The following is a 10,741-nucleotide window of genomic DNA, read 5'->3' as shown; positions in this document are numbered from 1 at the left end:
GAGGTTTTCCCCATGCTGTCCTACTCGTGCGCCGTCTCGGGCGCCCCCCTCCTCGGCGAGACCATCGGCGAGAACTTCGAGCGGATCGTGGCCCGCTTCGGCGACAGGGAGGCCCTGGTCGACCTGCCGGGCGAGCGCCGCTGGACCTACGCCGAGCTGAACGCCGACGTCACCTACATCGACGAAGGGAGCTGGCACCGCCTGCCGGCCGGGGCCACAGGCGTCGGCCCCGAGAGCCTGCGCTCGCGAACCTGCAAGCGGCGAAGGCGGGCAAGCCCTATACGGCAGGCATCCGCCCCTTCGGGTACGGCGAGGACCACGTGGCGATCGTTCCGGCCGAGGCTGAGGCCATCCGCGAAGGAGCCTCGATGATCCTTGCCGGTGAGTCCCTGTCGTCTGTCGCCCGGAAGTGGACCCAGGCCGGTCTCCTGTCGCCTCGCTCGATCGCGGCCGGAGCGAAAGCGTGGACCCTGCGAGGGGTGAAGAAGGTACTCACCTCCCCGAGGTACATCGGCCGGCGAACCTACCGAGGCGAGGTCATGGGTGATGCCGAGTGGTCGGCCATCCTCGATGACGCGACTCACTATGCGGTGGTGTCGATCCTGTCGAGTCCCGACAGGTTCAGCGGAGGTCCGAGGACCGGCAGGACGGCGGCGACGCTCCTGGCCGGCATCGCAGTATGTGGCGTGTGCGGGGAGACCGTGAGCGGCAGGGGGTACCGGGGGGCGAAGGTTTACGGATGCCGTCAGACCCACACGCGTACACCTCGAGATGTCGCCGACGAGAGAGCGGAGAAGGCGACCCTCGCCCGCATGGTGTGGCCCGACTTCCTGTCCACCGTCCTTGCCATGCACGCAGAGGGTGGCGATGCCGGCACGGCACATCTGCAAGCCGAGATGAAGAATTTACGCGAACGCCTCGATGGTCTTGCCTTGGCCTACGCCGAAGGGGCCATCAGCCTCTCGCAGATGACGGCTGGAAGCGAAGCCCTACGGGGCAAGCTCGAAGAGGTCGAGTTCAAACTGTCCGGGGTCACCGGTCTACCTCCCCTCGACCCCGTCTCCGGCATTTCTGGGCTCATCGAAGGATGGGCCGATGCTCCTTTGCCTGTGAAGCGTTCATGGGTGGCGTTCTGCACGATCGTGACTCTGAGGTCGGCGAACGGGAAACACGCACGGAACATGACACCGGAGGATCATGTCTCGCTCGACTGGCACCACTTTGCAGGGGACGGCGAGGAGTAGCTGAGCAGGCAGGGGCCGGCGGCTCAGGGCCGAGAGGCCGACGCCGTCTTTACGCCTTCTTGCGCGATGGGTTGATTTATCCGCAGCCCGATCCGGGGATGGGTCGTCCGACGCCATTGATCATGGGCCGTGCGCCTGCCGACGAACAGACGCATCCGAACGCGTACGCGCGGACCCCGCGGACCTGGCGACGAGGAGGAGCGCGTGAGCCATGTCGTGGTGATCGGCGCGGGGCTCGGCGGTCTGGCCGCCGCGGTCCGGCTGGCCGCCGCGGGGCGGGACGTCACGATCGTGGAAGCCGGCCGGACGCCCGGCGGCTGCTGCGGTACGGCCGCCGTCGGTGAGTACCGTTTCGACACCGGCCCCTCCGTGCTGACCATGCCCGAGGTGCTCGCCGACGTCTTCGCCGCGGCCGGGCAGGACATGGAGAGCCTGCTCCCGCTGCGGCGGCTGGACCCGTACTACCGGCTGCGCTATCACGACGGCTCCCACCTGGACGTGGTGGCGGGCGAGGAGGCCATGGTCGAGCAGGTGCGCGCGCTGTGCGGAACCGCGGAGGCCGACAGGTACCGGCGCTTCCGCGTCCGGCTCGGCGAGCTTTTCGACGCCGAGTGGCCCGCGTTCATAGACCGCGACATGACGCGGCTGCGCGACCTCGCCCAGCCGCGCGTCCTGGCCCGCCTGGCGGCCCTGGGCGGCTTCCGCAGCCTGGACTCCCTGGTCAGAAGCCATCTCACCGACCACCGGCTGGTCAAGGCGCACACCTTCCAGGCACTGTACGTGGGCCTGCCGCCGCGCAGGGCGCTGGGGATCTACGCGGTCATCGCCCACATGGACACCGTCGGCGGCGTTTTCTTCCCGCGACACGGCGGCATGCGGGCCATCCCGCGGGCCCTGGCCGCGCTGGCCGAGAGGGCGGGCGCGCGGATCAGGTACGGGGTGCGCGCCATCAGGGTCGAGACCGGATCCTCGGGTGTCCGCGGGGTGCGGCTCGACACCGGGGAGCGCCTGGCGGCGGGGAACGTCGTGGTCGCCTGCGACCTGCCCCGAGCCCACACCGGGCTGCTCCCCGAGGAGGCGGGCGACTGGCGGCTCCGCCGTCCCCGCTACTCGCCCTCCTGCCTGGTCCTGCACTTCGGCCTGGACCGGAGGCTCACCGGGCAGGCGCACCACACCCTGCACTTCGGCAGGGAGTGGGACGCCGCCTTCGCCGCGCTGCGGGCCGGACGGCCACAGCCCGATCCGAACCTGCTGGTCACCTATCCGGAGTCCGACACCGACGCCGCGCCGACCGGCCACGCCACCCTCACCGTGCTGGAGCCGACCGCCAACCTGCGCGGCGGCGCCGACTGGGACCGGCTCACCCCAAAGTTGGCGGACCGGCTGCTGGCGAGGCTCGCCGACCTCGGCTACGGCGACCTGTCCCGCGCGCCGAGGCTCACCCTCGACCCGCCCGCCTGGGCGCGGTTCGGCCACTCGGCCGGCACCCCGTTCGCCCTGGACCACCGTTTCACCCAGACCGCCTGGTTCCGGCCGGCGGGGGTGTCCCGGCGTGTCCCGGGACTGCACTTCGCCGGCATGTACACCGCGCCGGGGGTGGGGGTGCCCCCGGTGCTGATCTCCGGCAGGCTCGCCGCGGAACGCGTACTGGAGACCTCCCGATGACCCTGACCGCGAGTTACGAACTCTGCCGCAGGCTCAACGCCCGTCACGGTCGCTCCTACTACCTGGCCACCCTGCTGCTGCCCGCCTGGAAGCGGCCGCACGTGCACGCCCTGTACGGCTTCGCCCGCTACGCCGACGAGATCGTGGACTCCTTCACGATGACCGGCGACCGGGCAAGGGCACTCGACGGCCTGGCCGCGCGACTGGCCGTCACGCTGGCGGGCGGCACCACCGACGACCCGGTGCTCCCCGCGTTCGCGCAGACCACGCGCTCCTTCGGCATCGACCACGGTGACGTGGCGGCGTTCCTGCGCTCGATGCGGGCCGACCTGACCGTGGCCCGCTACGAAACCTACGACGACCTGCTCGTCTACATGGAGGGCTCGGCCGCGGTGATCGGCACGATGATGCTGCCCGTCCTCGAACCGCTGCCGGGCATGCGGGAGAAGGCCCATGAGCCGGCCCGCCAGCTGGGGCTGGCCTTCCAGCTGACCAACTTCCTGCGCGACGTGGCCGAGGACCTGGAACGCGGCCGGGTCTACCTTCCGCTGGAGGACCTGGACAGGTTCGGGGTGGAGGTGGCCGACCTGGGGCGCGGCGCTCCCACCCCGGCCCTGCGCGAGCTGCTGGCCTTCCAGATCCGGCGGGCCAGGGGTCACTACGCGCGGGCCAGGGAGGGGATCGGCATGCTGACCCCCTCCTCCCGGCCGTGCGTCCGCGCGGCCTTCCAGCTGTACGGCGGCATCCTCGACCGGATCGAGGCCGCGGGCTACGACGTCCTCGGCGGCAGGGCGGCCGTGCCCGGACGGAGGAGACTCGCGATCTTCACGCGGCACCTGCTCGCGGCGTCCGCGGCCGGCCGCGCCGAACGCCGGCTGATCGCCGAGGTGCCGTGAACCGGCCGGGTGGGGCCGGTGCGAGGTCGTCCAATGCTGTCGTCGGGAGGGTGTGATGTCAGAGCCGGTGGCCGTCGACGCGATGGGCGGAGACCACGGACCGGGCGAGACGGTCGCCGGGGCGGTCGCGGCCCGGCGCGAGCTCGGAATCCCCGTGGTGCTGGTGGGCCGCTCCGGCGCCGTGCGCGCCGAGCTCACCCGCCACGGTGCCGTCGGCGAGATCGGCGTGGTGCACGCCGAGGACGTCGTCCCGATGACCGAGCGGGGCGCGGGAGCGGTCTTCTCCACCACGACCAGCCTGACGGTCGGCTGTGACCTCGTACGGCGTAAGGAGGCGTCGGCGTTCGTGTCGGCCGGTTCCACGGGCGCGGTCGTCTCGTGCGCCATCCACGGCATCGGGCGCGCCCCGGGCATTCTGCGACCCGCCCTGGCCATCGCACTGCCCTCGGTCACCGGCGGCGCGACCGTGCTGATCGACGCCGGGGCGACCTCCGACCCCACCCCGGAGATGATCGCCCAGTTCGCGCTGCTCGGCACCTCCTACGCCCAGCTCGTGCTGGGCGTCGCCGATCCGTCGGTGGGCCTGTTGTCGATCGGCTCGGAACCCGGCAAGGGTAACCGGCTGACCCGCAGGGCCGGTGAACTGCTCGCCGGGCTGCCGTTGCGCTTCTGCGGCAACGTGGAGGGACACGACGTGCTCGCGGGCACCGTCGACGTGATCGTCACCGACGGTTTCACCGGGAACGTGGTGCTCAAGAACGTCGAGGGTTCGGTGCGGGCCGCGCTGACGCTGGTGGCGCGTTCCGGGGCCGCCGGAGCCGAGGCGTTGCGGGCGGTGGCCCGCCGCTACGCCCCGGAGGCCCACGGCGGGGCGGCGCTGCTCGGCCTGATCGGCACCGTCGTCGTCGCGCACGGTTCCTCGCGGGCGGCGACGATCGCGCGCGCCTGCGCGGTGGCGCACGACCTCGCCGAGGGCGGGGTCGTCACCCGGTTCGCGGAGCGGCTCACCCCGGAGGCCGCCCGTTGAGCGGCGCGGCGGAGCCTCGTCGCGGCGGGGGCGAGCCGGGTTCGCCCGGCGGCGAGGTCAGGCCAGCGGGTCGGCGCCGTCCCAGGTGCCCTCGCTCGCGTAGGGGGAGAAGCGGGCGAACAGTTCCTCGGAGTACCAGCCCTGCGTGCGGGTCCTGCCGATCACCTGCCGGTGCGCCCGCCCCCGGTGGGCGAAGTCCCGTACCGCGGCGGCGTCACGCCAGAGTGAGAACGTGCCCTGGCGGGCCAGCGGCCACTCGCCGACGCCGACCGAGGCCAGGCAACCGTGCTGCTCGGCCAGGAGGCGGTCCACGCCGGGGACCGAGCGGTAGAACGCCACCAGGCGGCGAGGCCGGATCGACGCGCGGGTCAGCACGGCGACCGGGCCGCCGGGATCGCGCTCCCGCGTGTTCCGCGAGAGGGGGCCGAACGGGTCCACCCCGTCCCACCTGCCGCGCGAGGTCAGCGGAGCCAGCCGCACCTGCCAGGACTCCCGTGCTTCGCGCCGCCAGCGCGCCGCCACCGGGGAGTCTCTCAGGAAGCCGTCCAGGGCACGCTCCTCGCGCCACACCGCCAGCAGTGCCCAGCGGCGCAGGTCCGCCCCCATGCTCGTCGACGCCCCACGACCGGAGCCGAGCAGCCGCCAGAACATCAGCCCCGGCGTGCGCCTCAGCATCGGCCGGTCGAACGCCATGTGCCGCATGGCACCCAGATCCGGGTATCTCGTGAGATGGAAGGAAACGATGGGCCCGTTGCTCGTCTCGGTCATCGGCGGCTACCTTCTCGGGTCCGTGCCGGTCGCCGTGCTGGTGGCCCGCGCGCACGGGTTCGACCCCCGCGAGGTCGGCGACCGCAATCCCGGCTTCTGGAACGTCAGGGAGCGGATCGGCTGGCGGGCCGCCGTACCGGTCTTCGCGGGTGACACGCTCAAGGGCACGCTTGCCGGGCTGCTCGCCCTGGTGGCCTGTGGCACGCACCCCACCTGGTCCAGCGGGGTGCGTGGTGACAGCGTGCCGGCCGTGTACCTGGCGGTGGCCGCCGCCATGGTCGGGCACGCCTGGCCGCTCTTCGCCGCCTTCAGGGGCGGACGGTCGATCCTGGCCCTCGCCGGAGGCTTCGCCGTCATCTGCCCACCCGGCTTCCTGCTCGGTGTCGCCGCCCTGGTCACGGTCGCCGCGGTGACCCGGTCCTTCGCGATCGGGGCGAGGGTCGGTGTCTTCGGCATCCCGCTGTTCCAGCTGCTCTTCGCGCCGGTCACGCACGTGCTCGGGACCGGCCTGCTCATGTGCCTCGTCGGGCTGCGATTCGGTCAGGCGGCATGGGCCTCCCGCCCGCCGTGACCCGGCCCGTCCACCCGTCCGCTGTTGCTCGGGCCGATCGTCCGTACGCCGTGACCCGGCCGAGGCGGGCGCCCGTCGTGGCAGCCGGGTAGACACGGCCCCGCCAGCCGCGTGCCGGGCGCAACGTGGTCTGCGTCAGCCGCAGCGCCGCCAGCGGGTCCAGCAGCGGGGAGAGCAGCACACCGGGACCCGGCCGCGTGTAGCTGCCGCGCAGCGCGCCGGCCAGCAGCAGCCGTACGGCCAGCAGGCCCAGGTCGAGCCGGGTGGTCCTGCCGCTCGCCAGCCGCAGCACGGGCAGCGCGCCTGCCAGCCAGACCACGGCCAGGTCGGCGGCCTGCCAGCCGGGCCCCGTGACGTCGCGCAGCGACAGTGACCGCCCCCACTCCCGCCATACCCCGGCGGCCGAATCGTGCATGTCGACCTCCAGCAGGCTCCCGGCGTCCAGGAATCCCACCGCCCAGCCCCGGGCCGCCAGCGTCCTGGCCAACGCCACGTCGTCGGCCAGGTGCCCGCGGACCCGCGCGAACCCGTCGACGTTCAGCATCGCCGTACGGCGGAAGGCCATGCACTGGCCGTTGGCCACCGCACGGTGCGGAGCCGGGGGAGTGAGCGGCCCGATCGGGCCGAAGCGGTAGACCAGCGTCGCCAGGAACGAGGCGTGCAGCGCCTGCTCGGCGGTCCCCTCGCACAGGTACCTGGGGCCCACGCTCACCAGGTCGTAGCCGTCCAGCACCGCCGCGAGCGCGCCGATCAGTCCCGGCGCGGGCCGGGCGTCCGCGTCCAGGGTCACCACGACGTCGCCCACCGCCGCCTCGACCCCCTGCCTCAGGGCCCACTGCTTGCCCACCCAGCCCCCGGGAAGCGGCGCTCCGATGAGAACCTTCGCGCCGAGCCGGGCGGCCAGTTCCGCCGTGCCGTCGCGTGACTCGTCGTCGACGACGACGACCTCCGTGACGGCCGGATCGGCGAGCACCGCCGACAGGCAGGGGCCGAGGCGGGCCTCCTCGTCGCGGGCGGGGATCACCACCGAGACGCGCGGCGGCGTCGTCCTCGCCGAAGTCGGCGGGTGGACCGGCACGGGGTTCAGCGCGGGCAGGCGGCGCCGCCCCCGGGCCAGGCGTACCGCCACCGCCAGCGCGGCGACGGCCTGCAGCGCGGTCAGCGCTCTCATCGCGACATCTCCACGGTCTCGGGCAGGTGGTTCACCGGGCGGTTCCGGGTCCGCGGCCTCCGATGGTGGTCAGCTGGGAGGAACCGGTGGGGAAGTCCTGCTCGACGAGCGAGGCGACGATGCGGGCACCCATCGTGACCAGCGGCAGCCCGCCGCCGGGATGCGCCGAGCCGCCCACCAGGTACAGGCCGCGCCGAGGCCCCCGGTTGCCGGGGCGGCGCAGCGGCGCGAACCGGCCCGAGCAGGCGGCGCCGTAGATCGAGCCGCCCCACGCGCCGTAGCGCTCGCGCAGGTCGGCGGGGGTGAACAGGTCGACGAAGCGCAGCCGCCCGGACAGGTCGTGCCCCCGGCGTGCCAGCCGCTCCAGCACCAGGTCCCGGTACGCCTCGGGCGACATCGGCCACCGGTCGGGGTCACGGGCCGGGACGTTGACCAGCATCACCTGGTTCTCCGCGCCCTGCGGAGCCTGTGACGGATCGTCCACGGCCGAGCAGCCGAGGTAGACGGTGGGATCCTCGGGTGGCCTGCGCCGCTGGAAGATGTCGGAGAACTCCCGCGCGTAGTCGGCGGAGAAGACGATCGAGTGGTGCGCCAGCCCCTCGGTCCTGCCGTCCACCCCGGCCAGCAGCAGGAACACCGAGGAGGAGGTACCGAGTTCGGCGATGCGCCGCAGCCGCCGCCGGTCGGGCAGCAACCGCCCGTACAGCGCGGCCGCGTCGGTGTTGGCGACCACGATGTCGGCGCGCTCGCGTTCCCCGGAGGCGAGCCGCACTCCCCTGACCCGTTCGCCGTCGGCGAGCACCCGCGTCACCTCGGCGCCCAGGACGATCGCCACGCCGGCCTTTTCCAGCATCAGGGCAAGGGCGTCGGCGATGCGGGGCAGCCCTCCGGAGACGTACCAGCCGCCCTCGCCGTGCTCGATCGCCGGGATGCACCCCAGCGCGGCCGGCGCCAGGTACGGGCTGGAACCCGCGTATGTCGCGTAGCGGTCGACGTACTGCCACAGCCGCGGATCGGTGAAGAAACGGCGGGCCAGGCCGTGCAGGGTCCGGCCGGGGGCGACCGCAAGCAGGTCCGGCAGTCGGCCCCCGGCGGGTGGACGGATGAGTGGTCCGGTGAAAAAGGTACGGCGTGACGCCTCCAAGCAGCCCCGCGCCCAGTCGTGGAAGGCCAGCCAGTTTCGGCCCTCGCCGGGAGCGAGCCGGTCGACCTCGGCGGCCATCCTGGCCGGGTCACGGTACGCCGTCAGCGTCGAGTCGTCGGCGAAGCGGTAGCGGCACAGCTCGTCGAGCTCGACGAGGTCGAGCTCCAGCCCCAGATCGGAGAAGAGGCCGGGCAGGGTCAGCAGGGAGGGGCCGAGGGAGAAGGTGAAACCGTCCCTGGTGTGCTCGGCGAGCTTGCCGCCGAGGCGGGGGAGGCGCTCGTACAGGCGCACCCGGTGCCCCCCGCGGGCCAGCAGCAGGGCGCAGACCATGCCCCCGACACCGCCCCCGATCACCGTCACCTCCGGCATCCGCGCCCCTTTCCGGTAGGCGAAGTCACCGTCATGTCCGGCATCCGCGTCTCCAGGCGAGCGGGACGAACAATCCCATGCACATCCCTCCCGCGACGGCGACCAGCGGATCCGGCGGGTCGAAGACCGCCGCGAAACCGACGGTCTCCATGACCGCCATCGTCGTGTAGATCGACACCAGCCCGGGGCTCCACGCCGCAGGCTCGGTCAGGAGGCGCTCGATCAGGACCATGACCAGCAGCGAGACGACGAGCCAACCGGCGAAGTTACCGAGGGGAACGCCACGGTAGGGGCCGGGGTCGTGCCAGACCCACAGGCCGAGCCGGGTCATCTGCGGGTCCAGGAACACGTCCCAGGCGGTGAGTGCCGGCGCACCCAGCGCGACCCGCGCGGCCCGGCTGCCGGGGGCGATCGCGGCGGCCACCGCGTGGGCTGCCAGTCCCATACCGCCCCAGGCCAGCGCCACGATCACCGGTACCCCGCCGAGCACCGGCTGGAGAGCGCCGGTGTAGTGGTAGTCGCCGAAAGGCAGCCCCGTCCTGGTCCCGACCCACTCCGCGGCGTACCCGGTCGCGACCACGGCGGTGAACGCCGCGACGGCCCCGGTGGGGGAGTGGGTCACCGAGGCGAAGGTCAGCGCGCTGGCCGCCAGCAGCGGGACGACCACACCGGTCAGCGCGATCGGCCGGGGCTGCAGCCCCGAGGCGACCTGTGCCACGACCATCGCGGCCAGCAGCACCGCGCCCAGCGCGCCCACCGTTCTCGACGTGCGCGTCGCCACGGGTACCGCCGGTGGTGGCCACACCCGCAACGCACCGGGCTCCTCCCGTCTGCTGTTCACCTGGTGGCTGTGCCCGATGAACGGTCATTTGATCGGCTGGGCCGGGTCAGGTTCGCTTTGAAATACCGATCTCAGCGGGAGGTGATCGCTCTGCGGGTACATCCGGTGCCGGCATCTCCGCCGAGGGTGGTGAACCGGGAGGCACATTCGGTCCCGGCTGCTGTGCCGGGCAGGGGTCTGTGATTGGCTGTCCCTCCGTGAACGTCGCTGAGGTGCTGGGGCTGTTCGGAGCCGGGGTGCTGGCGGGGGTGGTCGGCACGGTGGTGAGTCTGGCCTCGATCATCTCCTACCCGGTGCTGCTGGCGTTCGGCCTGCCGCCGGTGACCGCGAACGTGACGAACACGGTCGCGCTGACGTTCAACGGGGTGGGCGCGGCGTTCGGGTCGCGGCCGGAGCTGACCGGACAGGGATCGAGGGTCCTGCGACTCGGCGTGATGACGCTGCTCGGCGGTGCGGTGGGGGCCGGGTTGCTGCTGGTGACCCCGTCCACCACGTTCGAGGCGATCGCGCCCTGGCTGGTCGCCTTCGCCTCGCTGCTGCTGCTCCGTCCGCCGAACACGATGACGGGGTACGGCGGCGAGGACGGGTGGAAGGCGCGCGCCGCCATGTTCGCCGTCGCGATCTACATCGGCTACTTCGGGGCCGCCGGCGGGGTCCTCATGTTCGCGGTGCTCTCGGCCGTGCTCGACCAGTCACCCGTCAAGATCAACGCCCTGAAGAATGTCGTCTCCGCCCTGGCCAACGGGGTGGCGGCGATCGGCTTCGCCCTCTTCGGGCCGGTGCAGTGGGCGGCGGCGGTGCCCCTGGCCCTGGGCTTCCTGCTGGGCGGCCGGCTCGGCCCGGTGATCGCCCGCCGCCTGCCCGGCCGCGCGCTCCGCCTCGGCACCGCCGCCTGCGGCCTGCTCGTCGCGCTCAAACTCGGCGTCGACGCCTACGCGTGAGCCGTCCTGCGGTGAAGTGTGTTGTACGGGTACCCGGGCCTCGCCCGCGAGGTGCCGTGCTGGAAGCCGATCGCCGTTGACCAGATGCGGTGCCGTGCGTGCTG

At 72.8% G+C, this 10,741-nt stretch carries 11 protein-coding genes; 7 read left to right on the top strand and 4 right to left on the bottom strand.

Annotated elements, in window-relative coordinates; translation table 11 throughout:
• Window positions 1–12 precede the first annotated feature (12 nt).
• The 5 genes from IG98_RS52850 to plsX all read left to right on the top strand — a co-directional run bounded on the left by IG98_RS52850 (window position 13) and on the right by plsX (window position 4,832).
• On the top strand, window positions 13–372 hold the full coding sequence (locus tag IG98_RS52850; protein ID WP_051753442.1) for a hypothetical protein: 360 nt from the start codon (window positions 13–15) through the stop codon (window positions 370–372).
• Window positions 369–1,244, top strand: a complete 876-nt coding sequence (locus tag IG98_RS0137460) for a recombinase family protein (protein ID WP_051753441.1) — start codon at window positions 369–371, stop codon at window positions 1,242–1,244. Before IG98_RS52850 ends, IG98_RS0137460 begins: the two co-directional genes overlap by 4 nt.
• A gap of 204 nt (window positions 1,245–1,448) precedes the next feature.
• Window positions 1,449–2,909: a phytoene desaturase family protein gene (crtI, locus tag IG98_RS0137455; protein WP_030923718.1), complete on the top strand. Its 1,461-nt coding sequence runs from the start codon at window positions 1,449–1,451 to the stop codon at window positions 2,907–2,909.
• Window positions 2,906–3,805, top strand: coding sequence for a phytoene/squalene synthase family protein (locus tag IG98_RS0137450; RefSeq protein WP_030923716.1), 900 nt, complete (start codon window positions 2,906–2,908; stop codon window positions 3,803–3,805). The genes crtI and IG98_RS0137450 overlap by 4 nt, the downstream gene beginning before the upstream one ends.
• 55 nt (window positions 3,806–3,860) lie before the next feature.
• The gene (gene plsX / locus IG98_RS0137445; RefSeq protein WP_030923713.1) at window positions 3,861–4,832 is read left to right on the top strand and encodes a phosphate acyltransferase PlsX; all 972 of its coding nucleotides are present in this window, start codon (window positions 3,861–3,863) and stop codon (window positions 4,830–4,832) included.
• A gap of 57 nt (window positions 4,833–4,889) precedes the next feature.
• Here plsX and IG98_RS0137440 read toward each other — a convergent pair whose 3' ends face one another.
• On the bottom strand, window positions 4,890–5,600 hold the full coding sequence (locus IG98_RS0137440; RefSeq protein WP_030923710.1) for a hypothetical protein: 711 nt from the start codon (window positions 5,598–5,600) through the stop codon (window positions 4,890–4,892).
• Here IG98_RS0137440 and IG98_RS0137435 point away from each other — a divergent pair.
• Window positions 5,575–6,171, top strand: a complete 597-nt coding sequence (locus IG98_RS0137435; RefSeq protein WP_030923707.1) for a glycerol-3-phosphate acyltransferase — start codon at window positions 5,575–5,577, stop codon at window positions 6,169–6,171. The two genes, IG98_RS0137440 and IG98_RS0137435, sit on opposite strands and share 26 nt — an antisense overlap.
• Here the strand turns inward: IG98_RS0137435 and IG98_RS0137430 are convergent.
• From IG98_RS0137430 to IG98_RS0137420, 3 genes are read right to left on the bottom strand one after another with little or no spacing between them, the layout of a single operon-like run.
• The gene (locus IG98_RS0137430) at window positions 6,113–7,342 is read right to left on the bottom strand and encodes a glycosyltransferase family 2 protein (protein ID WP_084195936.1); all 1,230 of its coding nucleotides are present in this window, start codon (window positions 7,340–7,342) and stop codon (window positions 6,113–6,115) included. The two genes, IG98_RS0137435 and IG98_RS0137430, sit on opposite strands and share 59 nt — an antisense overlap.
• Window positions 7,343–7,373: 31 nt before the next feature.
• On the bottom strand, window positions 7,374–8,855 hold the full coding sequence (locus tag IG98_RS0137425) for a phytoene desaturase family protein (protein WP_037972339.1): 1,482 nt from the start codon (window positions 8,853–8,855) through the stop codon (window positions 7,374–7,376).
• Window positions 8,856–8,886: 31 nt separating this feature from the next.
• Complete coding sequence (locus tag IG98_RS0137420; protein ID WP_245651885.1) at window positions 8,887–9,696, bottom strand: carotenoid biosynthesis protein; 810 nt, start codon at window positions 9,694–9,696, stop codon at window positions 8,887–8,889.
• A 197-nt stretch (window positions 9,697–9,893) separates the two neighbouring features.
• On the opposite strand from IG98_RS0137420, the gene IG98_RS0137415 reads away from it, so the two are divergent.
• Window positions 9,894–10,637, top strand: a complete 744-nt coding sequence (locus tag IG98_RS0137415; protein WP_030923695.1) for a sulfite exporter TauE/SafE family protein — start codon at window positions 9,894–9,896, stop codon at window positions 10,635–10,637.
• Window positions 10,638–10,741 lie beyond the last annotated feature (104 nt).

Origin of the sequence: Streptosporangium amethystogenes (genome assembly GCF_000721075.1) — a bacterium.
In the GTDB taxonomy this organism is placed as follows: domain Bacteria; phylum Actinomycetota; class Actinomycetes; order Streptosporangiales; family Streptosporangiaceae; genus Streptosporangium; species Streptosporangium amethystogenes.
The sequence above is the reverse complement of the archived record's forward strand: the minus strand, read 5'-3'. Positions and strand labels throughout refer to the sequence as shown.